Source organism: Streptomyces hoynatensis (assembly GCF_003626535.1).
In the GTDB taxonomy this organism is placed as follows: domain Bacteria; phylum Actinomycetota; class Actinomycetes; order Streptomycetales; family Streptomycetaceae; genus Streptomyces; species Streptomyces hoynatensis.
The window spans coordinates 187,021-213,098 of record NZ_RBAL01000002.1; the positions used below are offsets into that span (position 1 = coordinate 187,021).

Below are 26,078 nucleotides of genomic sequence, written 5' to 3' on the forward strand. Positions count from 1 at the left end.
CTCACTTGCCGCTGCCGGGTCCGCCGCCGCGGAAGTCGCCGCCGCTGCGGTGCTGGGACTGCGGCCACCTGTTGCCCACGCGCGAGCTGTAGCGCGTCATCCCCGAGTTGTAGTCGTCGATGTCGATCCGGCTGCCGCGGGTCCCGTCGGCCTGCACCGCCACGATGTCGTCGTCGTACCGCAGCAGGACCAGGTCCCCGTCGACGATGCGGTCCTTGGCCGGGGTGTTGCCCTCTATCTCGTCGGCGACCGTGACCGGCGGGTCCGCCGGGTCGAGATAGACGTCGTGCGACTGGTACCGGTAGTGCTCGCCGATCCAGCCGCGGGGCGCCTGGTGGCCGTCGCCGCCGCAGCCGGAGAGCAGCAGCACGGAGGCGAGCACGGCGGCGGGCAGCGCGCCGCGCGCGCCCCTTCGAGGGCGCCGCAGGGGGCGCCGCTGGGGGCGCCGCTGGGTCGGGTCGGTGGTGCTCACGGTGCCTCCAGCCGGGTGCGGGTGGTGACGAGTTGACCGGCCTGCGGGTACGCGTGCCAGGTGCTCCAGGCGATGCCCCCGGCCGCCGGGCGCCAGGCGAGCAGGGCGGTGAGGGCGTCGGGCGAGCCGGGGAAGACCCCGCACAGCGCGCCGGATCGGCCCGCCAGGTCGCGCCGCAACGCGCCGGTGAGGCCGGTCAGTTCCCCGGCGGCGCAGCGGCGCACGCGGGAGGTGAAGCGGTACCGCCAGCCGGCGATCTCCCGGGTGACGGCGCGGGGCGGCCCGCTGCCCCCGCCGGGCAGGCAGGCGAGCGTCTCCCGCACCGGCCCGGCGAAGACCTGGTGCGAGGCGCCCAGCAGCCGCAACTCCACCCGGACGCCGTCGACTTCGGCCTCCGCGACGGCGAGGGCCTCCTTCTCCGGCAGGCCGAGCGCGAACGAGAGCTGCTCGGCGCAGGTGTCCAGGTAGGGGACGGCCAGGCGTATGCCGCTCACGCGTCCCCGCCCGGGTAGATCGTCAGCGTGCCGGTGGGCACCCGCTCGCCGAGCGAGACCTCCCAGGTGCCGCGGCCCTGCCCGCCGAGGAAGCGCTCGAAGGACAGGGCGCGCCCGCCGGGGCCCTCGAAGTCGGCGTACTCGACGCGGCCTTCGGCGCCGAGCCCCGTGGTGCCCTCGGAACGGTAGGCGGCGGTGCCGTGCTCGGTGCGGTGGTAGGTGACGCCCTCCACGGTGAGGGAGCGCTGGTTCGGCAGCAGCTCCTCGCCGCGGTACTCGCTCCACAGGAAGACCTCCAGGTCGGGGTCCTCCTCGACCGAGAGCCACCTGCGGCCGGACTCGGTGCCGTCCATGGCGTCCACGAAGTGCTCGGACCAGGAGAAGCCGCCCTCGGTCAGCCGCAGCGAGCCGCGCACGAACAGCCGCTCGCCCAGGTACTCCACCATGTCGCCCGCCTTCAGCAGCCGCGGGTCCCCGGCGGTGTCCTGGCCCGGGTCGAAGGGATCGCGCGGGGTGCGCGGGGCGGCCGGGGCCGGGCGCCGCAGCCGGCGCAGCAGCAGGACGAGAACGACGGCCAGCGCCACGAGGCCGACGAGGACCAAGGCGATGATCATGGCTGAATTCCCCCGGTTTCACGTGCTCTTGCCGGCGCAGTGTATGTCATGCTCGCGATGCGCCGGGGCCCGCCTCCACCTTCCGGACGCGGCCGGTCGCGCGGGGGCGGCCGGACCCGGGCGGGGCCCTGGCCGGCGCCGTTGCGGTCGCGGTCCCGCCGCCGGTCCCGGCGCCGTATCGCCCGCGGGCCTCGTCAGGGCCCTGGTGGCGGGCCCGTCGGGGGCTGGGGTCCGGGGAAGGGGCCGGGGAACGCGCCGGGTCGGCCGCCGGGGTAGTAGGGGCCCGCGGGCGCCGGGTTGGGCGGCCAGGCCGCGGGCGGCGGCACGGGGCCCTGGTGGTACTTCGTCAGCTGGCGGGCGGTGAGCGCGCGGACGTACAGCAGGGCCAGGAGGGCGGCCACGACGCCGAGCAGCGCGCTGACCAGCTCGATGGACAGGGCGACTTCCAGGCGGTCGAGATCGTCGTAGCCGTCCACCTCGGTGGACAGTTCGTCCGTGCCGCTCAGGCCCGCGCCCTGGGTCAGCGAGAAGCACAGCCACAGCACCCACCAGCCGGTCACCAGGCCGAGACCGGGGTGCCGGCCCCAGGGGGTGCTGGCCCGCCAGATGTCGTTGGCGATCCGCTTGGGGAACCAGAGGTTGACGACGGGCGTGAACCAGCCGCCGATCGACCAGCCGCGGCTCATCCGGTGGCCCGCCGGGGCGAAGACCTCCGCGTTGACCCGGGTCCTGTGGAACCAGACGAGGAAGACGACCCCGGTGGCGATCAGCACCAGCAGGCGCAGCAGGTAGGCGCCGAGGAACCGGTCGTCGGCGTCCTCGGCCTCCTCGTAGGTGACGTTCCAGCCGCCGGCCTGGAGGTCGTGGACCACGTCCAGCTCGCCGACGGTCGCCGCGAAGGACAGCAGCAGCACGGCCATGTTCACCGCGCACAGCACGACCAGGGCCGTGGACAGGGCCTGGGGGCTGGAGAAGAACGCCGGCGGGGCGGGCGGGCCGGGGTAGGGGCCGGGGTAGGCCGGGCCGGGGTAGGGGCCCGGGTGGGGCGGAGCCCCCTGGCCGGGGAACGGCGGCGGCGCGGCGGCCGCGGGGGGTGCCGGGGCGGCGGGCGCCGGGCCGGGCGCGGGCGGGGCGACATGGGGCAGCCCCGGCTGGGTCTGGGCCTGGGCCTGCGCCTGGGCACAGGGCAGGCACCTGCCGTCGGGAAGCGCGGCGGGTCTTTGCCGGCACTGCCGGCACGGCGACGCGTTCATCGTTCCCCCTCGGCCCGCGGCCCCCCACGGCCGCCTCGGCGATCGGTTTCCGACGATAACAGCGCGCGGTCGCCCCCACACCCCCCTGCGCGGGGCGCTCAGGGCCTGGCCGGGGCCGCCTCCCGGCCGGCCGGCCTGGCGGCGCGGGGCGGGGCGGCCGGGGAGCGGGGCAGCCACTGGACGAGCGCCGCGACCGCGAGCGCCACCCAGACGAGGTACAGCAGGGAGTGCCGGAAGCCGTCGGGGCCGCCGCCGTAGAAGACGATGCCGATGATGCCCACCCCCAGGGCGCCCCCGGCCTGCTGGGTGGTGGTGAGCAGCCCGGCGGCGGCGCCCGCGTGCCGGGGCGCGACCCGGGAGAGCACGGTGGCCATGATCGGGGCGAAGGCCAGGCCCATGCCGAGCCCGTCGATCAGCAGCCCGGGCGCCAGCCAGCGCACCGGCGCCTCGCCGGAGACGGCGGCGAGCAGCACCGCGAGGCCCGCGGCCCGCAGCAGGGCGCCGAGCGCGATGCCCTGGCGGCCGAGCCTGGCCACCAGCCTGGCCGCGCCGAGGGAGCCCACCAGGTAGCCGGCGCCAAGCGGCAGGAAGGCGAGCCCGGCCCCGAGCGCGTCCAGGCCGCGGGCCTGCTGCACGTAGAGGGCGAACACCAGGAAGTAGGGGGCCAGGCTGAGGCTGAGGGCGAGCTGGGTCAGCAGGCCGGCGGCGAAGGCGCGTTCCCGGAACAGGCTCAGGTCGATCAGCGGGGACTCGTGCCGCCGCCTGCCGTAGCCGAGGAGGAGCAGCGCGGCCAGCGCGAAGCACAGCCAGGTCCACAGCGGCCAGCCCCGCTCGCGGCCCTCGATCAGCGGGAGCAGCGCCGCGACCAGGGCGAGGGTGACCAGCGCGGCGCCGCCGGCGTCCAGCCGCGCCCCGCCCTCGACGCGGCTCTCGGGCACGTAACGCCTGGCGACCGCGAGCACGGTGAGGCCGATGGGCACGTTGATGAGGAAGCACAGCCGCCAGCCGAGCCCGAAGAGGTCGGCCTGGATCAGCAGGCCGCCGATCAGCTGGCCGAAGACGGAGGCGAGGCCCATCGTCGTGGCGTAGGCGCTGATGGCCCTGACCTGGGCGCGGCCGGTGTAGGTGGTGCGCAGGATGGCCAGGATCTGCGGGGCGAGCAGGGCGGCGGCCGCCCCCTGGCCGACCCGGGCGGCGATCAGGGTGCCGGCGTCGGGCGCCAGCCCGCAGGCGGCCGAGGCCAGGGTGAAGAGGCCGAGGCCCAGCATGAAGAGCCGGCGGCGGCCGTAGAGGTCGCCGAGGCGCCCGCCGAGGATCAGCCCCGAGCCGTAGGCCAGGCCGTATCCGGCGACCACCCACTCGATGGCGGCGGCGCTCGCGTGCAGGTCGCGCTCGGTGGTCGGGATGGCGACGTTGACGATGAAGAAGTCGAGGATCGTGACGAACACGCCGGTCAGCACGGTCGGCAGGGTGCCGGTGCGGGGCATGGGCGCTCCAGGGACGAGACGGCGGGGGACAGGCGGCCGGGGGCGGCGGGGGAGGGGCGAGAGGGCCCGCGCCCCCGGACATAGAACGATCGGTATACGACCGTGAGGTCATTAGATAGAACAGTCGATCTACTGTCAAGCGCGTGCCACAATCGGTGCATGACGACGACGAGGCCGGGCCCGCGCGAGCGGCTGCTCACCGCGGCCCGCGAGCTCACCTACACCGAGGGCGTGCACGTCGGCGTGGACGCGATCCTGAAGCGGGCGGATGTCGCGCGCCGTTCGCTCTACCAGCACTTCGGCGGCAAGGACGGGCTCCTCGCGGAGATGCTGCGCGTCTACCACGTCGAGGACAGGTACCGCCGGGTCATGGACGCGGCAGGCACCGAGCCGCGGGCGCGGCTGCTCGCCGTCTTCGACGAGCTGGAGCGGGTGACCACCAGGGAGGGCTTCCACGGCTGCCGGTACACCGCGGCGGAGCTGGGGCTGAGCGACCCCGGGCACCCGGCGCACGCGGAGGTGCGCGCCTACAAGGTCGGCCTGGCCGAGCTGTTCCGCGAGGAGCTGGCCAGGAACGGGCACCCCGACCCGGCGCTGGGCGCGAACCAGCTGGCCGTGCTGGTGGACGGGGTGCTCGCGCACGCGGTGACCCGCCCGGAGGCGCACCCCGCCCTGGCGGCCCGCCCGCTGGCCGAGCTGATCCTCGACGCCCGCTGAGCCAGGGCCGCCGGGGGCCCGGGCGCGGTCAGGGCCAGCGGGCGCCGGTGAGCCGCTCCGAGAGCTGCCACAGCCGGGCCGCGGTCGCGTCGTCGCGGGTCCAGGGCGCGCGCCAGGCGCCGCCCGGGCCGCCGCGCACCGTGCGGGTCACCGCGCTCGGGCCGGTGAAGGAGCCGGGGGCGATCCGCGGGGCCGTCGCCGCGTACAGGGCGGGCGCGGCGCCGAGTTCGGGCGGCGCGGCCACCAGCCGCGCCAGCACCCTGGCGGCCGGCCGGACCGGCCAGGCCCGCCGCGCTTCCGGCCCGCCCTCCGCGTACCCCGGGTGCACCGCGGCGGCCACCAGGCCCCGGGCCCGCGTCCGGCGCGCCAGCTCGTGCGTGAACAGCAGGTTGGCCGTCTTGGAACGCCCGAAGGCCACCCACCGCCGGTAGCCGTGCTCGAAGTGCGGATCGCGCAGGTCCACGTTCCCCAGCAGGTGGGCGAGGCTGGCCACGGTCACCACCCGGGCGCCCGGGCGCAGCAGCAGCCACGGGCCCAGCAGGCAGGTGAGCGCGAAGTGCCCCAGGTGGTTGACGCCGAACTGGGTCTCGAAGCCGTCGGCCGTCCTGCCGTAGGGCACGGCCGTCTGGCCGGCGTTGTTGACGAGCAGGTCGAGCGGGCGGTCCGGCCACTCGGCGGCGAAGGCCCGCACCGAGGACAGGTCGGCCAGGTCGACCGGCCGCAACTCGGCCCTGGCCTCGGGCACCTCCTCCAGCAGCCGCTCCAGCGCGGCCTGGCCGCGCGGCCTGCTCCGGCAGGCCAGCACGACGTGCGCCCCCCGCCGGGCGAGCTCGCGCGCGATGACGTAGCCGAGCCCGCCGTTGGCGCCCGTCACCACCGCGGTGCGGCCCCTGAGGTCGGGGATGTCCCGAAAGGTCCAGCCCATGACCCCAGGGTAGGCCGCGCCGCGGTGGCTGACGAGGGTGGTTACTCCCCGGTCACCTGCACGGTTGCCGGGCAGTCGAGCCGCCGGTCGAAGCCGAGTTGGCGCTCGGGGCCCGTCAGCGTGACCGGCAGGGCGTGCCTGATGTCGCCGCTTGAGGCGGCGAGCCGCAGCTCCACCTCGCCCGGCTCCACGACCCGCCGCCCGGCCTCCAGGGTGTAGCCCGCCAGATCGGCGTGGAAGCCGAAGCTCACCTCGGCGCTCTCGCCCGGCTGGAGCGGCACCCTGGCGTAACCGATCAGCCGGTTCACCGGCCGCGTGACGCGCGCGACGGGGTCGTGCAGGTAGAGCTGCACCACCTCGGTGCCCTCCCGCGCGCCGGTGTTGGCCACCGTGACCCGCACCGTGGTGAAGCCGTCGGTGTCCACGCTGTCCTTGTCGACCGCCGCCCCGCTCCAGGCGAACTCCGTGTAGGACAGGCCGTGCCCGAACGGGTAGAGCGGCGTCGGGTCGAGCGAACTGGCGTTGCCGTGCTGGCCGAGCGGCGGCGCGAGGTAGGACCACGGCTGGCCGCCCGCGTGCCGCGGCACGCCGACCGGCAGCCGCCCGGAGGGGTTGACCCGCCCGGAGACGACCCCCGCCACCGCGCCCGCGCCCTCCTCGCCGGGGAAGAACGCCTGCACGCAGGCGGCGAGCCGGCCCGCCCAGCGGCCGAGCGCGTAGGGCCTTCCGGTCAGCAGCAGCAGCACCACCGGCAGCCCGGTGGCCAGCGCCTCGTCGATCAACGCGCCCTGGTCGTCGGGCAGTTCGAGGTCGGCGACGTCGCAGCCCTCGCCCGAGGTGCCGCGCCCGAACAGGCCGGAGCGGTCGCCGGCCACCACGACGCACACCTCCGGGCCCGTCCCCTCGCCGGCGAAGGCGGCCACGGCCTGGGCCGCGGTGGCGCCGTGCCTGAGGTCGGCCCCCGGCAGCTCGGCGCGCAGCGCCTCGAGCAGCGTCGGCAACTCCACGCCCGCCGGCAGGTCCGGGTAGCGCACGCCCACGTGCCGGGGGAAGGTGTAGCAGCCCAGCAGCGGGGCCAGGTCGTCGGCCAGCGGGCCGGCCACCGCGATCCGCGCCGTGGGCGCCAGCGGCAGCCCGCCGTCGTTGGCCAGCAGCACCACCGACTCCTCGGCGAGTTGCCTGGCGACCTCCCGCATGTGCGGCGGGTCGAGGTCGACGCGGTCCGCGCCGTCGGCGAGGGCGGGCGGCTCCGGGGACCAGTCGGGGTCGAGCAACCCGAGCGCGGCCTTCTGGGTCAGCACCCGCAGCACCGACCTGTCCACCAGCTCCTCGGGCACCTCGCCGGAGCGCACCGCCTTCAGCAGCGGCTCGCCGTAGGCGCGGCGCGCGGGCAGCTCCACGTCCACCCCGGCCGCCAGGGCCAGGGCGGCGGCCTCGGCGGGGGAGCCGGCCACGCCGTGGGTGAGTTCCAGGAAGGAGACGGCGAAGTAGTCGGAGACCACGGTGCCCGTGAAGCCCCACTCCTCGCGCAGCAGCCGGGTGAGCAGCCAGGGGTCGCCGCTGGCGGGCCGCCCGTCGAGGTCGTGGTAGGCGGACATCACCGAGCGGGCCCCGCCCTCGCGCAGCGCCATCTCGAAGGGGGGCAGCACGAGATCGGCGAGCTCGCGCGGGCCGATGGACACCGGCGCGTGGTTGCGGCCCCCGCGCGAGGCGGCGTGCCCGGCGAAGTGCTTGAGGGTGGAGACGATCCCGGCCGACTCCAGGCCGCGCACGTAGCCGGTGCCTATGGTCGACACCAGGTACGGGTCCTCGCCGATGGACTCCTCGGTGCGGCCCCAGCGCGGGTCGCGCACCACGTCGAGCACCGGCGACAGGCCCTGATGGATGCCGACCGCGCGCATCGACTCGCCGATCAGCCGGGCGGCCCGCTCGACCAGGGCGGGGTCGAAGGAGGCGCCCCAGGCGAGCGGGGTGGGGAAGATCGTCGCCTGCCAGGCGGTGAAGCCGGTCAGGCACTCCTCGTGGACCAGGGCCGGAATGCCGAAGCGGTTGCTCGCGGCGATGCGGCGCTGGTCCTCGCTCAGCTGCCTGGCCTTGTCGGCGGGGGCGACGGGGGCGGTGCCGAAGGGCCGGGTCAGCTGCCCCACGCCGTAGGGCAGCACCTCCTGCGGATCGGGCGTCGTGGCGTCGATCTCGGCCTGCATGGGGGCGACGTCGCCCTCCTCGGCCGGTGCCGCCTCGGGGGCGGGCCAGATGCCGATCAGCTGGGCGAGCTTCTCCTCCAGGGTCAGCCGGGAGAGCAGATCGGCGGCGCGGGTCTCGGCGGGGAGGGCAGCGTCCTGCCAGGGATGGTGCATGAGGCTCCTTGTCTGAGCGGCCTGCGAGGTCACCGGCCGCCTACGCCCATCAGGCCGTTGATCAGCTGGCGGCGGGCGAACAGATAGGCGGTGAAGATCGGCAACATCGACAGCACCACGGCGGCGAGAAGCGAGGGGATGTCCACGCGGAACTCGCCGACGAAGTCGTAGAGGCCGAGGGTGAGCACCCGGTTCTCGGGCGACTGGGTGAGGATGAGCGGGAAGAGGAAGCCGTTCCAGGCGGTCAGGGCGGAGAACACCGCGACCGTGGAGATTCCCGCCCGCGACATCGGGACCGCGAGCTGGAGCAGCATCCGGGCCGGGCTCGCGCCGTCGAGAGCCATCGACTCGTAGAGCTCCTCCTCGATGTCGCGCATCGTGCCCACCAGGATCAGCACGCTCACCGGGAGGGAGAACGCGGCCGTGGGCAGGATGATCGCGAGCAGCGTGTCGTAGAGCTGGAGCTTGGTGATGATCCAGAACACGGGGATGATCACGGCCTGGGCCGGGATGGCGAGGCCGAGCAGGAACGCCTGGAAGATGCCCCGGGAGAGCCGGGAGCGGGTGCGGACCACGGAGTAGGCGACCATCACCGAGAGCACCACCGCGATGGCGGCGCAGGCGACGGTGACGATCACCGTGTTGAGCAGGTACCGCGGGAAGTCGCCCTCCAGGACGTTCTGGTAGCTGTCCAGGTTCGGGTCGGACGGCAGCGAGATCGGGCCCTTGTCCAGGTAGTCCGCGCGGCTTTGGACCGTCGAGGCGACGAGGATGTAGAGCGGGACGACCACGATCACCAGCCACAGGAACGCACCGGCCCCCGCGGCGTAGTTGACGCGGTGCCAGCTGAACCGGCCGCGGCGCCTGGGCGCCTTCGGGGCGGCGTGCCCGTGGCCTGACGTGGCGAGCGTGGGCCGCCCGGCCTGGTCGGTGGTGGTCTGGGTCACATCCCCTCCCGGGTGCTGCGCATCCTGCTGAATCCGGTCAGCCGGACCATCAGCAGGGAGACGGCCGTCGCGACCACGACCAGGGCCACGGCCACGGCGCTCGCGTAGCCGAGGTTGAAGGAGTCGAAGCCCTCCTTGTACATGAGGTAGGGCACGATCGTGGTGGCGTCGCCCGGGCCGCCCCTGGTGATGATGAGGACGGTGTCGAAGTAGGTCAGCGCGCCGACCACCATCAGCACCGAGGAGGTGACGATGGTGTTGCGCAGCTGCGGCAGGGTGATCGTGAAGAACTGGCGCACCGTGCCGGCCCCGTCGATGGAGGCGGCGTCGTAGAAGGAACGTGGGATCTGCCGCGCCCCGCCCTGGTAGATCAGGGTGTGGAAGGGCACCCACTGCCAGGCGCTGACGAACACGATCACCCACAGCGCCCCGCTCTCGCTGCCGAGCGGATCGGCGTTGTCCAGGTTGAACCAGTCGGAGATCTGGGCCATGAGGCCGAGGTTCGAGTCGAAGATCGTCTTCCACAGCAGCCCGAGCGCCACCGAGGAGGCGAGCAGGGGCAGGAAGAAGATCGCGGAGAGAACGGCCCGGTTGCGCTGCTTGCCCGCGGCCCACACCCCGAGCAGCAGCGCGAGCGGGGTCTGCACCGCCCAGCTGAGCACGGTCAGCAGGACGCTGAGCCAGATGGCGTCGCGCATCCGCTGGTCGTCCCACAGCTTGGACCAGTTCTCCCCGCCGACCCAGTGCGGGTTGGCCAGTCCGTCCCAGTCGGTGAACGACAGGTAGAAGACCATCACCAGCGGGACACCGGCGAAGAAGACGAAGTACAGCACGCCCGGAATCGCCCAGGCGATGCCTGGGCGACCCGTGCGCGGTGAGGCGGAGGAAGCTGCCTTCACTGCGTGACCGTCCTAACCCTCGTTTTGCAGGGTGTCGACGAACTCCTCAGGGCTGAGCTGTCCGGCGAACAGTTTCGAGATGGCGTCGAGCGTCGGGGTCGCGCGCGCGGTCACCAGCGCCTGGTCCCAGGAGAGGGTGAAGCTGGGGGCCTGGTCGGCCAGGTCGTAGGCGAAGTGCGCGAACTCCGGCGCGGGGGACTGGTCGAGCAGGTCGGTGGCGTTCGAGGTGACCGGCACGTCGCCGTTCGCGGCCAGGGCCTCGGCGTACTCCTGGGAGGCGCTCACCTTCAGGAACTCGATGGCGGCGTCCAGCTTGTCGCCGGTGACCTGCGAGTTGATCGACCAGTAGTTGGTCGGGTTGCCCACCACGTCCGTGGGGTCGCCCGCGCCGTCGGGGAAGGCCGGGAAGGTGGTCCAGGCCAGGTCGTTCTGGGCGAAGTCGGGCTGGTTGGTGTTCTGGTTGGCGAACTCCCAGCTGCCCATCAGGTGCATGGCCGCGTTGCCCTGGGCGAAGAAGGTCGAGACCCCGTCGTCGGTCTGGGACAGCGACTGGAAGTTGCCGAAGGCGTCCTTGTCGACGAGGTCCTTGATCTCCTGGGCCGCCCGCAGGACGGCCGGGTCGCCCCAGGCGCTGGAGTCGCCGTTGCGGATGCGGTCGAAGACCTCGGGGCCGCCGATGCGGTCGAGGAGGTACTCCAGCCACATCTGCTCGGTCCAGGAGTCGAGGCCGCCGAGCGCGATCGGCGTGATGTCCTCCGCCAGCAGGGTGTCGACGGCGTTCTCGAAGTCGTCCCAGGTCTCGGGCGCGGAGAGGCCGGCCTCTTCGAAGATGGTCTTGTTGTAGAAGAGGATCACCGGCTGCACGCCGCGCATCGGGATGCCGTAGTAGTGCCCGTCGACGGCGCCCGCGTCCAGGATGCTGGGGATGAAGGCGTCCTTCAGCTCCGGGTCGCTCTGCACGGTGTCGGTGAGGTCCACCAGCAGGTCGTCGTCGACGAAGTCGCTGATGCTGCCGCCGCCCCAGTTGAAGAAGATGTCGGGGGCGTTCGAACTGCCCATGGCGGTCCGCATGCGGTCCTGGTAGTTCGCGCCCGGGATCTGGACGAGGTCGACATCGATGTCGGAGGACTCGTTGAACTGCTCGACGAAGTCCTCCTGGATCGTCGTGGAGCCGTCCTGGTAGACCCACACCTCCAGGGTGTCCTTGCCGCCGCCGGGCCCGCTGCTGCCGCATCCCGCGAGGGTGGAAGCGGCCAGCAACGAGGCTGCCACCGCCACCAGGGGGGTACGTATTCTTCGCCGGCGTCCCAGCGGGATCAGGCTTCGCATCGTCGCACACCTTCCGGAAATTCGCCGAAAATTATCGGACCAGGTGCCGAAGCAAGTTACGGGCCTATGGCGTCCGCGTCAACGGGGTGGAGGGCAACAAGTCGATTAACACGCCGCACGCGGGGTACTTTCATGGGTCGGCGTGAAGGCCGCTCCCGCCCGCAACCTGCCTGGAGGCATGGCCCATTGGGACATCGCCTGGGCCGGGTCCCGGCCCCGGCGCGGGACCCCGGCGGCGGGGCCGGGGCGAGGGGCGCCGCCGCCGATTCCCCTTCCGGAAACCCTTGGAACAAGCCCGCGGCCCACCCCCGGAACGCCGGGGAGTGGGCCGCGGAAGGCCGGGCGATGTGCGAAAGCAACGGGCCGGACGCGGGGGTCTCCGGCCGCTCCCCGCGGGCCGCCCGACCCCGCGGCCCGGGGCGGGGCGGCGGTCAGCGTGCCGGGGCGGCGGTGGAGGCGCGGACCACCAGCTCGGTGGCCAGCTCCACCCGGGGGGAGTCGATCTCCTCGCCACGGGCCTGCCGCAGCACCGTGCGGGCCGCGACCTTCCCCATCTCGGCCAGCGGCTGGCGCACCGTGGTCAGCGGCGGCGCCGACCACCGCATCTCCGGCAGGTCGTCGAACCCGACCACGCTGATGTCCTGCGGCACCCGCAGCCCGCGTTGCCGCAGCGCCTCGATCGCGCCCATGGCCATCTGGTCGCTGGCGGCGAACACGGCGGTCGGCGGGTCGGTGAGCCGCATCAGCTGGCGGCAGCCGTGGAAGCCCGACTCGTGGTAGAAGTCGCCCGGCACCTCCAGCTCCTCGTCCAGGGGCAGCCCCGCCGACTCCAGCGCCGCCCGGTAGCCGTCGAGCCTGGCCCGGCTGCACAGCAGCCGCGGCGGCCCGGCGATGAAGCCGATCCTGCGGTGCCCCAGCTGGATCAGGTGCTCGGTGGCGGCCAGGCCGCCGGCCCAGTTGGTGGCGCCCACGGTGGGCGCCGAGAGCGCGGGCGCGCCCGCCGGGTCGACCACGACGATCGGCACGCCGAGCCGGTGCAGCTCATTGTGCAGCAGCGGTTCGAGCACCGAGGTCACCAGGATCACGCCGTCGGAGGCGCGGGCCCGCAGGTTGGTCATCCACTGCCGCGCGGCCCCGGCCCGGTCGTGGATCGCGGAGACCACCGTGCCGATCCCCGAGCTGTGCGCGACCTCCTCGACCCCGCGGATGATCTCCACCGCCCAGGGGCTGTCCAGGTCGTTGAAGACGAGGTCGAGGAGGGCCGCCCGGTCGCCCGGCGCGTGGGTGCGCCGCCGGTAGCCGTACTGCCGCAGCAGCTCCTCGACCTTGGCCCGGGTCTCGGGGGCCACGTCCGAGCGCCCGTTGACCACCCGGGACACGGTGGGGACCGAGACCCCGGCCTCTCTTGCGATGGCCGTGATGGTCACCTTGCGTTCCGCTGCCATGGCACCTCTTCTGCCGCGTTCTGTTCGCATCCGGGGACCGGAAGTTTTTCAACATTATTCCGGAAGGCTTGACGCTGCCCAGGGCGGCCCATACAACGGACGCGTCAGCCTGCGGGGGCATGACAAAAGAGAGAGGTACTTGGGATGCGACCCCTGGTGCGAAGAGCCCGGAGAGCCGCAGTCGTGTTCGCGGCCGGAGCGGCCCTGCTCGCGGGCTCCGCGGCGTACGGCGCGCAGGCCCTGGAGCGGCCGGCGGCGGAGCAGCCTGGCCTGCTCGCGTCGACACTGCGGGACGCCGCGGAGGCCAACGGAAAGTGGATGGGCGTGGCCGTCGCGGACGGCAAGCTCGGCAACTCCACGTACACCGGCATCGCGGGCGGCCAGTTCAGCAGCGTGACGCCCGAGAACGTCATGAAGTGGGACACCATCGAGCCGTCCCGCAACTCCTTCAACTTCGCGGGCGGCGACCGGCTCGTGGACTTCGCGCAGGCCCACGACCAGCAGGTCTACGGGCACACGCTGGTCTGGCACAACCAGCTCCCGAACTGGGTGAGCAACGGAGGCTTCAGCGCGTCTGAACTCACCTCGGTCATGAACAACCACATTACCAACGTGGTGAGTCACTTCGCCGGGGACGTGAAGTACTGGGACGTCGTCAACGAGGTGTTCAACGAGGACGGGACGCTGCGCCCCTCCGTCTTCTCCAGCACGCTCGGCCAGAGCTTCATCGCCACCGCGTTCCGCACGGCCCACGCGGCCGACCCGAACGCCAAGCTCTGCATCAACGACTACAACACCGAGACCGCCAACGCGAAGAGCAACGCCCTCTACAGCCTGGTCTCCTCGCTGCTGAGCCAGGGCGTGCCGATCGACTGCGTCGGCTTCCAGTCGCACCTGATCCTCGACCAGGTCAACGGCTCGGCGATCCAGAGCAACATGCAGCGGTTCGCCGACCTCGGGCTCGAAGTCAACGTCACCGAACTCGACATCCGGATGAACACCCCCTCCGACAGCACCAGGCTCCAGCGGCAGGCCACGCAGTACGCGAGCGTCGTCGACGCCTGCCTCGCCGTGTCCGCCTGCGGCGGCATCACGGTCTGGGGGGTGTCGGACGCCGACTCCTGGGTGCCCAACACCTTCCCCGGCGAGGGCGCGGCGCTGCTGTACGACGAGAGCTACCAGCCCAAGCCCGCCTACAACGGGGTGCTGACGGCCTTCGGCGGGGAGCCGGGCGACGGCGGCGACCCCGGCGACCCGGGCGATCCCGGAGACTCCGGCTGCGTGGGCACCTACACGGTCACCAGCCACTGGAACGCCGGCTCCGTGGTCGAGGTCAGGGTGCAGACCAGCCAGGCGCTCAGCGGCTGGACGGTCACCTTCAGCCTGCCCTCCGGGGAGACGGTCGTCGGCGGCTGGAACGCGCAACTGTCGCAGAGCGGCACCACCGTGACGGCCGGGAACGCCTCGTACAACGGCACGGTCGCGGCCGGTGGCACGCTCAGCTTCGGCTTCCAGACCAGCGGCGGAGCCGTCTACAGCGCGCCGCAGCTGAGCCTCAACGGCAGCGCCTGCTCCGGGTCCTGACCCCCGGCCCGGCGACCCGCCCGGGCGCCGGGCCGCCGCGCCCGGCGACGTCCCCCCGTCCTGTCCGCCCGCTGTGACACCCCCACCCGCCTCTCCCGGGCCCGGCGCGCCGCGCGCCGGGCCCGGCCGGCGTCCGGGGCCGGGGCGCGGGCCGGACTCAGGGGCCGGGACCGGCGGCCGGGCGGCGGCCGGGCGGCGGCCGGACGTCGGTGGTGGCTCGGGGGCCCGGCTCGGGGGTCCCGGCTCGGGGTCAGGGTGCCGCGCCGAGGCCCGCCTCGGCGGCCAGCCGGGTCACCGCGTGCGTGAAGAACTCCTCGCGCGCCTGCACCACGCCGTTGTACTGGCCGAACACCTCGAAGGCGACGAGGCCGACCAGCTCGGCCCAGGCCGCCGTCACCGCGGCCATGGCGGGGGCGGGCAGGCCGGGCGCGTTCTGGGCGGCGAGCGCCTCGGCCTCCGCGCGCACCGGCTCGGGCAGCGGCCCGAAGCCGCTCGCGCCGAGCAGCCCGTCGTGGTGCGCGTCGAGCGCCACCGCGAGCAGGGCCCGCGGCACGCGGGTGCCCGGCACGCCGGTGAGCTGCGGCGGAGCGGCGTAGCCGGGCACCGGGGTGCCGTGGATGAGCCCGAACTCGTGCGGATGGGCCAGCGCCCAGGAGCGCACCGCCCGGCACACCTCGCGCCATCTGACGGCCGGCTCGGTGCGCGGCGCCCGCGCCGCGGCCCGCTCGGCCGCCTCGCCGAGCGCGTCGTAGGCGTCCACGATGAGCGCCGTCAGCAGCTCGTCGCGGCTGGGGAAGTACCGGTAGAGGGCCGAGGAGACCATGCCGAGCTCCCGGGCCACGGCGCGCAGCGACAGCCTGCTCGCGCCCTCCTCGGCGAGCCGCCTGCGGGCCTCGTCCTTGATGGCCGCGGTGATCTCGCGCCTGGCCCGTTCCCGCGCTCCCTGGATCGCTGTCATGCGGACCAGTGTGGCATGTGCCGGAGCGCCGCACATCAAAGAGAGCGCTGCTCTTGCTTTTCTCGTGCGAAGCTGTCAGCATCGTTCTCAAGCGAGAGCACCGCTCACGAAATGGAGCCCCAGTCATGAACGAGCGCCCCTACGTCCGCAAGCCCGGCTGGCTCACCCGGCAGGTCCTCAACCGGCTGGTCGCCTTCTCCACCCGGCGCGGCCTGAGCCTCATGGGCTCGCGGGTGCTCGCCGTCCGCGGCCGCAAGAGCGGCGAGTGGCGGCACACCCCGGTCAACCCGCTGACCCTCGACGGCCACACCTACCTCGTCGCCGCCCGCGGGCACGTGCAGTGGACCCACAACATGCGCGCCGCGGGCGGCGGGGAGCTGCGCCTGGGCAAGCGGGTGGACGCCTTCACCGCCGAGGAGGTCCCCGACGCCGAGAAGCCCGCCCTGCTGCGGGCCTACCTCAAGCGCTGGAAGGCCGAGGTGGGCGCCTTCTTCGACGGGGTCGGCCACGACTCGCCCGAGGAGGAGCTGCGCCGCATCGCGCCCGACCACCCCGTCTTCCGCATCACCCCGGCGTGAGGCCCCGCACCGATCCGTGCACCGATCCGTGCACCGATCTCCGCACCGATCCCCGCACCGATCCGCAGGGGGCGGCGGCGGGCCCGCGCGCCGGGAAACGTCCCGCAAGGCGCCGCCTCCGGGGGCCGGCGACCGGGGTGGCGGGTGCCGCGCCGGGCGGCCCGTCTAGGGTCGGTGCCATGTCTGCCGTTCGCGAGCCCGCTGCCGCATCCGCCCTCAGCCTGCGCCCCGCCACCCGCGCCGACCTGCCGGCGGTGCTCGCCCTGCTCGCCGACGAGGAGCGGGTGGTCGACCCGGCGACCGTCGCGGTCACCGAGGCGTACGAGCGCGCCTTCGCGGCGATCGACGCGGACCCGCGCAACGAGATGCTGGTCCTGGTCGAGGCCGCCGACGGCCGGGGGGACGGCGGGACGGTGGTGGGCTGCCTGCAGGCGACGTACATCCCGGGACTCGGCAAGGGGGGCGCCGAGCGGGCCCTGATCGAGGCCGTGCGCATCCGGGCCGACCGGCGAGGCGGCGGGCTCGGCCGGACCATGATGGAACGCGCGATCGCGCGGGCACGCGCGCGGGGCTGCGCGCTGGTCCAGCTGACGAGCAACAAGCGGCGCACCGACGCCCACCGCTTCTACGAGAAGCTGGGCTTCGCGCGCAGCCACGACGGATTCAAGCTCGGGCTCTAGGCTTCGCCGTTCGGATCTCCGAGGGGCCGCGCCGCCGGCCGTCGCGCGGCGGGCGCGGCGGCGCACCGGGAGCGGCGCGCGGTGAGCGGGCGGGGACCGCCTAGTGCGGGATCGAGTCGATCAACTCGCGGGCGCCCTGCCGCAGGAGCGCGACGGCGACCGAGGTGCCCAGCGTCGCCGGGTCCAGCGGGCCCGCCCACTCGTGCGCGTCGAGCACCTGCTTGCCGTCGGGGCTGAACACCCGCCCCCACAGGCTGAGACGCCCGTCGCGCTCCGCCTTGGCGTACCCCGCGATGGGGCTGTTGCAGTGGCCCTGCAGCACGTGCAGGAACATCCGCTCCGCCTCCATCTCCCGAAAGGTCCCGGGGTCGGAGAGCCCGGAGACGAGGTCGATGACCTCCGTGTCGTCCTCGCGGCACTGCAGTCCGAGCACCCCGGCGCCGATCGGCGGGCACATCTCGTCCACGCCGAACACCTGGCTGATCCGCGCCTGTTCCCCGACCCGGTGCAGGCCGGAGACGGCGAGCAGCAGGGCGTCGGCCTCCCCGGCGGCCAGCTTCTCCAGGCGGCGGTTGGCGTTGCCCCGCATCGGGACGCAGGCCAGCTCCGGGCGGGTGGCGGCGAGCTGGGCGATGCGCCGCACCGAGGAGGTGCCGATCCTGGTGCCGGGCGGCAGCTCGCCCAGCGTGCGGCCCGCCGGGTCCACCAGGGCGTCGCGGATGTCGTCCCGCCTCAGGTACGCGGCGAACACCGTCCCGGCCGGCAGCGGGCGGTCGGCGGGCACGTCCTTCATGCAGTGCACGGCGAGGTCGGCCTTTCCGGCCAGCAGCGCCGCGTCCACCTCCTTGGTGAACGCCCCCTTCCCGCCCAGCTTGCCCAGGTCGCCCATCCACCGGTCCCCGGAGGTGGTCACCGGAACGACCTCGGTGCGGACGCCGGGCGCCAGCGCGGCCAGCTCCGTGCGTACCCGCTCCACCTGCGCCAGCGCCATCGGTGAGGAACGGGAGACGATCCTGATCAGCTCGACTGCCATGCGGTCACGATAGCCCCCGTCGAATGTGTCTTGATTAAGGGCCACTTGGCCGGGCCCTCTTGCCGTCCCGAACACGCGAGTGGATACGTTGCCCGCATGACTGTGGCAGCCAACTCCGCTCTGCTGACCCGCATCGAGAACGACCAGGCGCTGTCTCGGTACTTCGAGTGGCCCTGCGACTTCGACGTCACCCGCCGCGAACCCGTGGAGGTCCTGCACCTGTCCTCGGGCGCCCCGCTGGTGCCGGTCGCCGGCTGCGGAACCGGCGGGACGTACTTCTTGTGCGGGGAGCCGGCGGCCGGGGCCACGGGCGGCGCCGCGGACGACGAACGCCCGGTGATCTACACCGACTCCGAGGGGCACAGCGGACTCATCGCGCACAGCCTGCGCGAGGCGCTCGAACTGATCGCGGGCATCCCCTACTGGAAGGACTGCCTGCACCTCAGCCGCGCCGAACAGGCCCGTCCCGAGGCGGATCTGCTGGAAGAGCTGGAGAGCGACTTCCTGGACGCCGTGCCCGAGTTCGACCCCGAGCAGCAGCGCGCCGCCGTCCGCGCGCTCGGCATCGAACTCCCCGAACGCACCGTCCTGTTGCGCCGCCTGCGCGAGGCCCTGGCCCGCACCCTGCCCGACTACGTGGTGCACAACGCGGAGGGCTGGCCCTACGACAGCCTCTGACCGCCCGGCGCGCGCGGGGGCGTGAGGCGCGCCCGGCCGTGCGGGCCGGGCCCGCCGACGGGCCGGGGAGCGCCGAACCGCCGGGCGGGCCCGAGCGTGCCCGGGCGGGGCTCAGCCGGCCGCGGCGGAACTCGGCGCCGAGGACTCGGCCCCCTTGGCGCGGCGGTCCGCACGGCTGAGCGCGTTGGCCTCGCGCAGCCGCTCCTCCAACTCCGAGCGCTTGTCCGGATTCCTCTGCTGGGCGTTCTCGTCCTGATTCGTCACGGCGCGCACTCCGAACTCGTCGGACGGGCAAGCGGCGCTGCCGCCCGGCGATGTTGCGTCGATGACATCGTGAGCCGCCTTTCCTCACATGGTGTGGTGAAGTCCACTCACAGCGTGACGGTTGACGCCTCAAGTACCCACCGGTTTCGGGCCACAACCGCCCCGACCCCCGGGAGGGCCCGACGGGCCCCGGCCCCGCCCGGGCGCGCGGCTGCCAGCGGTCTCTCGACCCGGCCCCGGCCGTTCACGTGTGGCGAACTTTGGCGAACAATGCCTCCGCGGTGTTGACATGCCGTGGATCGATGGTGCGCATCGCGAGTAATCGATGGTGCGCATCGCGAGTAATCGCGCACCTCCCTGGGCACCCGGGGGCGGGCCGCTCGACGAGCGGCCCCGGGAACTGTCGGCGATCCTGAGGGTGGGCGCCCCTGCCGGTGCCGAAGGATCAGTGGAGAGGGTGTGACCGGTGATCGACCAGGCGGGCGACCACAGCAGCGACCTCGGCCGCCGGGTCGCCCTGCGGCGCAGGGAACTCGGCCTGAGCCGCGCGACCGTGGCCGACCGGGCCGGCGTGGCCGAGGAGTACCTGCGCTACCTGGAGGAGCACGCGGCCTCGCCCACCATCGGCTCGCTGACCCGTGTCGCGCAGGCCCTGGACACCACCATCGCCGATCTCACCGGCACCCGGGGCGCCGTCACCCCGGGCGGCACCGCGGGCCCCGGCGCCCGGTCCACCGTGCGGCAGGCCGGCGAGCTGGTCGACCTGGACCCCGAGGAGTGCCGGCGGCTCGTCGCCCACCACGCCGTGGGCCGGGCGGCCGTCGCCACCCCCGAGGGGCCGGCGATCATCCCCGTCAACTACCGCCTGGTCGGCTCGGAGATCGTCTTCCGGACCGCGCCGGACGCCGAGCCTCCCTACGCGGAGGAGGTCGCCTTCGAGGTGGACCACATCGACGAGGCCCAGGGCGCCGGCTGGAGCGTCCAGATCATCGGCCGCGCCTCACGGGTGACCGAGCCCCGCGAGATCGAGGCGCTCGCCGGGCGCATCGGCGACGTGCCCTGGACGAAGGGCGGCCGCGAGCACTGGGTCCGCCTGCGCCCCACGCGCATGTCGGGGCACCGCATCCACCTCACCCCCTTCAAGGACTAGTCATGGTCTCCTTCCCCGAACTGTGGGCCTGCCGCGGCGTCGTCTTCGACACCGACGGAGTGATCACCGACTCGGCCACGGTGCACGCCGCCGCCTGGAAGGAGGCGTTCGACCAGGTGCCGGGCGTGGACCCCGAGTTCGACCAGGAGGAGGACTACCGGCGCTACGTGGACGGCAAGTCGCGGCTGGACGGGGCATCGGACTTCCTGAAGGCCAGGGACGTCCGGCTGCCGGTCGGCGACCCGGACGACGCGCCGGGAACGGACACGGTGTGCGCGGTGGCGGCCCTCAAGGAGCACGCCTTCGTGCGGCTGCTCGGCGAGAGCGGCGTGGACGCCTGGCCGGGCACGCTGCGGCTGCTGCTGGCGCTGCACGAGGCCAAGGTGCGCTGTGCGGCCATCTCCTCCTCTCGGCACGCGCGCGACCTGCTGGCGCGCGCGGGCGTGCGATCGATGTTGCAGACGGTGGTGGACGGGAACGACATCGCCCGCCTGGGGCTGCCGGGGAAGCCGGACCCCGCCGTGTTCCTGGAGGCGGCGCGGCGGCTGTGCATCCCCGCCGGCTCCGCGGCCGTCGTCGAGGACGCGCTGGCCGGGGTGGAGGCCGGGAAGCGGGGCGGCTTCTCGCTGGTGGTCGGGGTGGATCGGCAGCGCGGACCGCGCAGCGCCGAGGACCTGCGCGCCCACGGGGCGGACCTGGTGGTGGGCGATCTCGGCGAGCTGCTTGCCACGCGGAGGTAGCCCTCCATGGGCGAATGGATCTGGGAGTACGAGGGCTACGACCCGCGCGCCGAGCGGCTGCGCGAGGCGCTGTGCACGCTGGGCAACGGCTACTTCGCGACCCGGGGCGCGGCGCCCGAGACCCCGGCGGGCCCGGCGCACTACCCGGGGACCTACGCGGCCGGCGTGTACAACCGGCTCACCTCCTCTCTCGCTGGACGCCTCCTCACCCACGAAGACCTCGTCAACCTGCCGAACTGGTTGCCTCTCCGCTTCCGCATTCACCCGGACGAGGGACCCGCCGACGGCGAGTGGTTCACTCCGGACGCCCTGGTCCCCGAGGAGCCCGCGGCCGGAGGGCCGCCCGGCCCCGGGGAAACGCCCGCCTCCGGAGGGCCGCCGGGGTCCCGCCCCCCGGGGCCCGCGTCCCCCGGGGCCCCCGCCCTCCCCGACGCGGCCCCCACGGCCCAGCCCACCGGCTCCCGGCCGCAGGCCGCCGGTGCCCCCGCCGGCCCCGGGACCGGCCGGCTGCTGGACTACCGGCAGGCCCTCGACCTGCGGCAGGGCACCCTGACCCGCCGCCTGCGCTTCCGCGACCGGCACGGCCGCCACCTGACGGTGGAGCAGTCCCGGCTGGTGCACATGGGCGATCCGCACCTGGCCGCGCTCCGGACGACGTTCGTTGCCGAGGACTGGTCGGGCACCGTCGAGGTCGAGTCGGCCCTCGACGGCACGGTCGTCAACGAGGGTGTCGCCCGCTACCGCGACCTCGCGCACCGGCACCTGACCCGCATGACCACCGGCACCGCGCGCCCCGACGGCGACCTCCCGCGGCCGGGGCGCCCTGGCGTCCTCCCGGCGATCCTGTGGCTCCGCTGCCGTACCAGCGCCTCCGACATCCGCGTCGTGCTGGCCGCCCGGCTGCGCGCCGTGCCCGACCCCGGGCGCACCCGCACCAGGCTCGCCCCGCACCGCGCCGCCCAGCGGCTCAGCCTGCCCGTGGCCCCCGGCGGCAAGGCCGTGGTGGAGAAGACGGTCGCCCTGCACACCTCCCGCGACAAGGCGGTCAGCAGCCCGCTCGGCGCGGCCGTGGACCGGGTGCGGCGGGCCGGCGACTTCGCCGCGCTGCTCGCCTCCCACGCCGTGGCCTGGGAGCGGCTGTGGCGGCAGGCGGAACTCGACGTGCCGGGGGAGGCGGGCCGCATCCTGCGGCTGCACCTCTTCCACCTGCTGCAGACCCTCGCGCCCGCGCACACCGCGGAACTCGACGTCGGCGTCCCGGCGCGCGGCCTGCACGGCGAGGCCTACCGCGGCCACGTCTTCTGGGACGAGCTCTTCGTCCTGCCCTACCTGAACCTGCACTTCCCCGGCCTGTCGAAGGCGCTGCTCACCTACCGGTACCGGCGGCTGCCGCGGGCCTGCCGGCTGGCCGCGGAGGGCGGCGCCGAGGGGGCGATGTACCCCTGGCAGAGCGGCAGCGACGGCCGGGAGGAGACGCCGGTCACCCATCTCAACCCCCGCTCGGGGCGCTGGCTCCCGGACAACTCCCGCCTCCAGCACCACGTCGGCTCGGCGGTGGCGTACAACGTCTGGCGGTACTGGGAGGCCACTGGGGACACCGAGTTCGTCCACACGAGGGGGGCCGAGATGCTGCTCCAGATCGCCAGGTTCTGGGCGCATTCCGCGCGGTGGGACCCGGAGCTTGAGCGCTACCGCATCCGCGGCGTCGTCGGCCCCGACGAGTACCACGAGGGCTACCCGGAGGCCGCCGAGCCGGGGCTCGACGACAACGCCTACACGAACGTCACCGCGGCCTGGGTGCTGGCCAGGGCCCTGGACCTGACCAGGACGCTGCCCCACTCGCGCCGCCGCGCCCTCGGCGAGCGGATCGGGCTCGACGACGCGGAACTCGGCCGCTGGGACGAGGTGTCGCGGCGGCTGTTTGTGCCGTTCCACCAGGGCGTGGTCAGCCAGTTCGCGGGCTACGGCGAGCTCCGGGAGCTGGACTGGGAGGGCTACCGGCGGCGCTACGGCAACATCAGGCGCCTCGACCGGCTCCTGGAGGCGGAGGGCGACACCGTCAACCGCTACCAGGCGTCCAAGCAGGCCGACGTGCTGATGCTCGGCTACCTGTTCCCGCCGCGCGAGCTGGCCGCGCTCTTCGCCCGGCTCGGCTACCGGCTCGACGACGAGCTGTGGCGGCGCACCGTCGACTACTACCTGGCGCGCACCAGCCACGGATCGACCCTCAGCGGCGTCGTGCACGCCTGGGTGCTCGCGCGGGCGCGGCACGCCGGCGCATGGTCGCTGCTGGAGGAGGCGCTGGCCGGGGACGTGGCCGACGTCCAGGGCGGGACCACCGCCGAGGGCATCCACCTGGGGGCCATGGCGGGCACGGTGGACCTGGTGCAGCGCGGCCTGCTCGGCCTGGAGACCCGGGAGGGCGCGCTGTGCCTGGACCCGGCGCCCCTGCCCGAGCTGTCGGAGTTCGCCTTCTCCGTGCGCTGCCGCGGGGTGGAGGTGCGGCTGCACCTGACCCCGGGCCGGCTGCGGGTCGCCGTTCCGCGGTGGGAGTCCGCGCCCGTGCGTGTGGTGCTCTCGGGCAGGGCCGTCGAGGTCCCCCCGGGCGAGGAACGGCTGCTGCCCCTGAACGCCGCGCCCGCCCCCTGAACGCCCCATCCGCTCCTGAGCGCTCCATCCGCCCCCTGAACGCCGCGCCCGCCCCCCTGCGCGCCCCACGCCGCCGCGCCGGAACGCCGATCGAGCCCGCCCGCGCCGGAACGCCGATCGAGCCCGCTCGCACCGGAAACGCCGGCCGCCCGTCCGGTCGGGAGACGGCCTGCCCTGGTTCCCGTGCGGCCGCCGGGGGCCGCGCTAGTCGTAGGGGATGATCATGACCGGCGCGGGGGAGTGGTGCAGCACCGACTGGGCCACCGGGCCGATCCGCAGGCCGAGCGCGGGCCTGGCCACCCGGCGCCCGATGATCAGCAGTCCGGCCTCGGAGGCGGCGGCGAGCAGCTCCTCGGCGGCGTTGCCGAACCGCAGGTGTTCCACGACCCGCACCCGGGGGAACTGCGGCCGCCAGGGCGCGAGTGCCTCGCTCAGCGCCCGCCCGACCCGGTCCTCCTCCTCGTTGAAGCCCTGCTGCCTGAGCAGGTCCGCCGCGTCGCGCCCGAAGACCGAGGGCAGGCTGTAGACCCCCACCGCCCGCACCGCGGCGCCCCGCGCGGAGGCCATCGTGAAGGCGGGACCGAGCAGCGCGTCGGCCGAGGGCCCCAGGTCCTTGAGGCCGACGACGATCTCCCCGCCCGCCTCCGGCTCCCCTGAGGTGTCCTCGCAGACCACGACCACGGGCCTGGCGGTGTGGGCGGTCACCGGCAGCGAGACGGAGCCGAGCAGGAAGCCGACGAACGCCGTGTGGCCGCGCGAGCCGAGCACGAGCAACTCCGCCTCGTCGCCCCGTTCGATCAGCCGGGCGACGGGCGAGCCGGAGACGACCTCGCTGGTCACCTCGAGGCCCGGATGCCGCGCCGCCACGTCCGCGGCGATCTCCCCGAGCAGCCGTTCGGCCTCCGCGCGGTCCGGCGGCGGCGCCATGAAGGTCGGCTCGTCGAGCCAGACGTGCACCAGGTGCAGCGGCAGCCGCCGCCGCACCGCCTCCCGGGCCGCCCATTCGCCTGCGGTCCTGCTGCCGGTGCTGTTGTCCACGCCGACGGTGATGGGGCGAATCATGGGCCAGTTCCTCGATGGGCGACGGTGGCGGGGCGTTCCCTCCCATGTTCCCGCTCTTGTCGACTTGTCGCCTTGTCGGGCATCGGCCTGGTCCACGCAGACATCGGCCGGGGCCGCGCCCGCGCCCGGGGGCACTCCGCGCCCGGGGCGGGCCCGGCGGCCCGGCCGGGTCACAGCTCGGACTCGCCCCACAGGGTGACGGCCGCCTCGTCCCCGACGGACAGCCTGCCCGGCCGGAGCACGGCGGCCTTCGTGCCGAACACGACGCCGCCCCCCTTGGCCCGCCGGTAGGCGGCCAGGGTGCGCAGCGGCTCCGGGCCCGTCTTGAGGCCGGTCTCCTGTTCCACCGTGGTGACCACGCAGCGGCCGGCCAGCTTGGCGTAGCCGAGTTCCGCCTCGCCGATCCGGAGGCGGTGCGCGCGGTCCTCGGTGTGCGGCTCGTCCCAGCCGTCGATCACGACGTTGGGGCGGAAGCGGCTCATGGGCAGCGGCCGCGCGCCGCGTTCGGCCAGCTTCCGGTTGAGCAGGTCGAGCGTGGCGCGCGAGAGGACGTGCACGGCGCTGCTGTCGGCGTAGCCGGAGGTGCCAGGCGTCCTGCCGTCGGTCACCCGGTCGTGCTCCGGCGGCACGCGCACCAGCCGGCTGGGCGCGCCGAGCACCTGCGAGAACCACTCGGCCGCCGCCTCGCCCTGGTCGATGCCCAGGTAGGGGGTCGAGAACAGCACCACGGGCCGCCGGGGGCCCGAGGCGTCCACGGGGAGTGTGAGGGGCTCGATCCCGGGGGCGCGCAGCGTGAGCCGTTCCCCTTCGGCGTCCACGGCGGGGCGGATCAGGGCCAGCCGGGGGTCCCGGCGCTGGGTGCGGGCCACGCCCTGCTCGGTGACGGCCATGAAGCTGCGGTCGTGGGCCAGGCCGGCGGGGGTCAGCCGCGCCTCGGGCACCGAGGTGCCGGCGCAGCCCTTGACGGGGTAGTACGTCAGCTCGACGACGGTAGCCAATGGCCGTCCTCTCTCTTGGGATCTGCGGGGAGCGGAGTGTTCAGGAGGTGACGAGGGCCAGGGTGAAGGCGTCGTAGCCCTTCTCGCCGACGGTCTGGAGGGTGGTGGCGGTCAGCCTGGGGTGCGCGGAGACCAGTTCGGTGAAGCGGCGAACGCCCAGGACGCCGGGGTCCTCGCTGCCGGGGTCGGCGACGGCCCCGCCGCGGGCGACGTTGTCGGCGACGATGACGCTGCCGGGCCGGGTCAGCCGGAGGGACAGGTCCAGGTACTCGGGGTTCGCACGCTTGTCGGCGTCGATGAAGACCAGGTCGAAGGGGCCCGCACCCTCGGCGGCGAGCGAGGAGAGGGTGTCCAGGGCCTTGCCGACGCGGAGGTCCACGAGGTGGCCGAGCCCGGCGCGGGCGAGGTTCGCGGCGGCGACGGTGGCGTGCCGCTGCTCCGCCTCCAGCGTGGTCAGCCGCCCGCCCTCGCCGAGGGCGCGGGCGAGCCAGATCGTGCTGTAGCCGCCGAGGGTGCCGATTTCCAGGATCGTGCGGGCGCCCTGGATGCGGGCGAGCAGGTGCAGCAGCTTGCCCTGGTTCGGCGCCACCTGGTGGGGCGGCAGCCCGGCCGCCTCGCTTTCCGTGGCGGCCGCGCGCAGGGGGGCGTCCTCCTCGACGAGCAGGCCGTTGAAGTAGTCGTCGACGGCGGTCCAGGTCTGCGCCCAGTCCTGTGGCGCGGTCTGCGGTACGGTCTGCGGCACGGTGGGTTCCCTTTCGATACTCA

At 74.2% G+C, this 26,078-nt stretch carries 25 protein-coding genes; 8 read left to right on the top strand and 17 right to left on the bottom strand.

Annotated features, from left to right (window positions below):
* Position 1 precedes the first annotated feature (1 nt).
* The 5 genes from D7294_RS04270 to D7294_RS04290 form a co-directional block, all read right to left on the bottom strand.
* The gene (locus D7294_RS04270; RefSeq protein WP_158674562.1) at positions 2-472 is read right to left on the bottom strand and encodes a DUF4247 domain-containing protein; all 471 of its coding nucleotides are present in this window, start codon (positions 470-472) and stop codon (positions 2-4) included.
* A complete protein-coding gene (locus D7294_RS04275) occupies positions 469-966 on the bottom strand; it encodes a DUF2617 family protein (protein ID WP_120675647.1) in 498 nt (165 codons plus the stop codon). Before D7294_RS04275 ends, D7294_RS04270 begins: the two co-directional genes overlap by 4 nt.
* A complete protein-coding gene (locus D7294_RS04280; protein ID WP_120675649.1) occupies positions 963-1,580 on the bottom strand; it encodes a DUF4178 domain-containing protein in 618 nt (205 codons plus the stop codon). The genes D7294_RS04275 and D7294_RS04280 overlap by 4 nt, the downstream gene beginning before the upstream one ends.
* Before the next feature lie 194 nt (positions 1,581-1,774).
* A complete protein-coding gene (locus D7294_RS04285; RefSeq protein ID WP_120675651.1) occupies positions 1,775-2,833 on the bottom strand; it encodes a DUF4328 domain-containing protein in 1,059 nt (352 codons plus the stop codon).
* 98 nt (positions 2,834-2,931) lie between these two features.
* The gene (locus tag D7294_RS04290) at positions 2,932-4,320 is read right to left on the bottom strand and encodes an MFS transporter (protein ID WP_120675653.1); all 1,389 of its coding nucleotides are present in this window, start codon (positions 4,318-4,320) and stop codon (positions 2,932-2,934) included.
* 159 nt (positions 4,321-4,479) lie between these two features.
* Between D7294_RS04290 and D7294_RS04295 the strand changes: the two genes are divergently transcribed.
* Positions 4,480-5,037 carry a TetR/AcrR family transcriptional regulator gene (locus D7294_RS04295; RefSeq protein ID WP_120675655.1) on the top strand — a complete coding sequence of 186 codons (558 nt, stop codon included), beginning with the start codon at positions 4,480-4,482 and terminating at the stop codon, positions 5,035-5,037.
* A gap of 28 nt (positions 5,038-5,065) precedes the next feature.
* On the opposite strand, the gene D7294_RS04300 is transcribed toward D7294_RS04295, so the two are convergent.
* From D7294_RS04300 to D7294_RS04325, 6 genes are all read right to left on the bottom strand, one after another.
* Positions 5,066-5,962, bottom strand: coding sequence for an oxidoreductase (locus D7294_RS04300; protein ID WP_120675657.1), 897 nt, complete (start codon positions 5,960-5,962; stop codon positions 5,066-5,068).
* 41 nt (positions 5,963-6,003) lie between these two features.
* Positions 6,004-8,319, bottom strand: coding sequence for a beta-xylosidase/alpha-l-arabinosidase (locus D7294_RS04305; protein ID WP_120675659.1), 2,316 nt, complete (start codon positions 8,317-8,319; stop codon positions 6,004-6,006).
* A gap of 29 nt (positions 8,320-8,348) precedes the next feature.
* On the bottom strand, positions 8,349-9,266 hold the full coding sequence (locus D7294_RS04310; protein WP_120675661.1) for a carbohydrate ABC transporter permease: 918 nt from the start codon (positions 9,264-9,266) through the stop codon (positions 8,349-8,351).
* Entirely contained in the window at positions 9,263-10,165 is a 903-nt protein-coding gene (locus D7294_RS04315; RefSeq protein ID WP_241562092.1) for a carbohydrate ABC transporter permease, read from the bottom strand. The genes D7294_RS04310 and D7294_RS04315 overlap by 4 nt, the downstream gene beginning before the upstream one ends.
* A 12-nt stretch (positions 10,166-10,177) precedes the next feature.
* Positions 10,178-11,425, bottom strand: coding sequence for an extracellular solute-binding protein (locus tag D7294_RS04320; protein WP_120675663.1), 1,248 nt, complete (start codon positions 11,423-11,425; stop codon positions 10,178-10,180).
* Between the two features lie 500 nt (positions 11,426-11,925).
* A complete protein-coding gene (locus tag D7294_RS04325) occupies positions 11,926-12,939 on the bottom strand; it encodes a LacI family DNA-binding transcriptional regulator (RefSeq protein ID WP_174248265.1) in 1,014 nt (337 codons plus the stop codon).
* A 183-nt stretch (positions 12,940-13,122) separates the two neighbouring features.
* Here D7294_RS04325 and D7294_RS04330 point away from each other — a divergent pair, with 183 nt between their 5' ends.
* Positions 13,123-14,523, top strand: coding sequence for a glycoside hydrolase family 10 protein (locus D7294_RS04330; protein WP_241562093.1), 1,401 nt, complete (start codon positions 13,123-13,125; stop codon positions 14,521-14,523).
* A 250-nt stretch (positions 14,524-14,773) separates the two neighbouring features.
* On the opposite strand, the gene D7294_RS04335 is transcribed toward D7294_RS04330, so the two are convergent.
* Entirely contained in the window at positions 14,774-15,481 is a 708-nt protein-coding gene (locus D7294_RS04335; RefSeq protein WP_120675667.1) for a TetR/AcrR family transcriptional regulator, read from the bottom strand.
* Positions 15,482-15,606: 125 nt separating this feature from the next.
* Between D7294_RS04335 and D7294_RS04340 the strand changes: the two genes are divergently transcribed.
* Positions 15,607-16,059: a nitroreductase family deazaflavin-dependent oxidoreductase gene (locus tag D7294_RS04340; RefSeq protein ID WP_120675669.1), complete on the top strand. Its 453-nt coding sequence runs from the start codon at positions 15,607-15,609 to the stop codon at positions 16,057-16,059.
* A 179-nt stretch (positions 16,060-16,238) separates the two neighbouring features.
* The gene (locus D7294_RS04345) at positions 16,239-16,739 is read left to right on the top strand and encodes a GNAT family N-acetyltransferase (protein WP_120675671.1); all 501 of its coding nucleotides are present in this window, start codon (positions 16,239-16,241) and stop codon (positions 16,737-16,739) included.
* A gap of 100 nt (positions 16,740-16,839) precedes the next feature.
* Here the strand turns inward: D7294_RS04345 and hemC are convergent, their stop codons facing one another.
* Entirely contained in the window at positions 16,840-17,772 is a 933-nt protein-coding gene (gene hemC / locus D7294_RS04350) for a hydroxymethylbilane synthase (RefSeq protein ID WP_120675673.1), read from the bottom strand.
* 96 nt (positions 17,773-17,868) lie between these two features.
* Here hemC and D7294_RS04355 point away from each other — a divergent pair, with 96 nt between their 5' ends.
* The gene (locus tag D7294_RS04355; RefSeq protein ID WP_147450772.1) at positions 17,869-18,450 is read left to right on the top strand and encodes a hypothetical protein; all 582 of its coding nucleotides are present in this window, start codon (positions 17,869-17,871) and stop codon (positions 18,448-18,450) included.
* 111 nt (positions 18,451-18,561) lie between these two features.
* On the opposite strand, the gene D7294_RS31800 is transcribed toward D7294_RS04355, so the two are convergent.
* Positions 18,562-18,714, bottom strand: coding sequence for a hypothetical protein (locus tag D7294_RS31800; RefSeq protein ID WP_158674564.1), 153 nt, complete (start codon positions 18,712-18,714; stop codon positions 18,562-18,564).
* Positions 18,715-19,180: 466 nt separating this feature from the next.
* Between D7294_RS31800 and D7294_RS04360 the strand changes: the two genes are divergently transcribed.
* The 3 genes from D7294_RS04360 to D7294_RS04370 are packed head-to-tail and all read left to right on the top strand — an operon-like array spanning position 19,181 to position 23,253.
* Positions 19,181-19,864, top strand: coding sequence for a helix-turn-helix domain-containing protein (locus D7294_RS04360; protein WP_120675677.1), 684 nt, complete (start codon positions 19,181-19,183; stop codon positions 19,862-19,864).
* 2 nt (positions 19,865-19,866) lie between these two features.
* A complete protein-coding gene (locus tag D7294_RS04365; protein WP_120675679.1) occupies positions 19,867-20,604 on the top strand; it encodes an HAD family hydrolase in 738 nt (245 codons plus the stop codon).
* A gap of 6 nt (positions 20,605-20,610) precedes the next feature.
* Positions 20,611-23,253 (top strand): glycoside hydrolase family 65 protein, encoded by a 2,643-nt coding sequence (locus D7294_RS04370; RefSeq protein WP_241562094.1) that lies wholly within the window; start codon positions 20,611-20,613, stop codon positions 23,251-23,253.
* Positions 23,254-23,457: 204 nt separating this feature from the next.
* On the opposite strand, the gene D7294_RS04375 is transcribed toward D7294_RS04370, so the two are convergent.
* The 3 genes from D7294_RS04375 to D7294_RS04385 form a co-directional block, all read right to left on the bottom strand.
* Positions 23,458-24,315, bottom strand: a complete 858-nt coding sequence (locus D7294_RS04375) for a universal stress protein (protein ID WP_120675681.1) — start codon at positions 24,313-24,315, stop codon at positions 23,458-23,460.
* A gap of 170 nt (positions 24,316-24,485) precedes the next feature.
* The gene (locus D7294_RS04380) at positions 24,486-25,313 is read right to left on the bottom strand and encodes an MOSC domain-containing protein (RefSeq protein ID WP_120675683.1); all 828 of its coding nucleotides are present in this window, start codon (positions 25,311-25,313) and stop codon (positions 24,486-24,488) included.
* A 40-nt stretch (positions 25,314-25,353) separates the two neighbouring features.
* Complete coding sequence (locus D7294_RS04385; protein ID WP_241562095.1) at positions 25,354-26,055, bottom strand: O-methyltransferase; 702 nt, start codon at positions 26,053-26,055, stop codon at positions 25,354-25,356.
* Between the last annotated feature and the right edge of the window lie 23 nt (positions 26,056-26,078).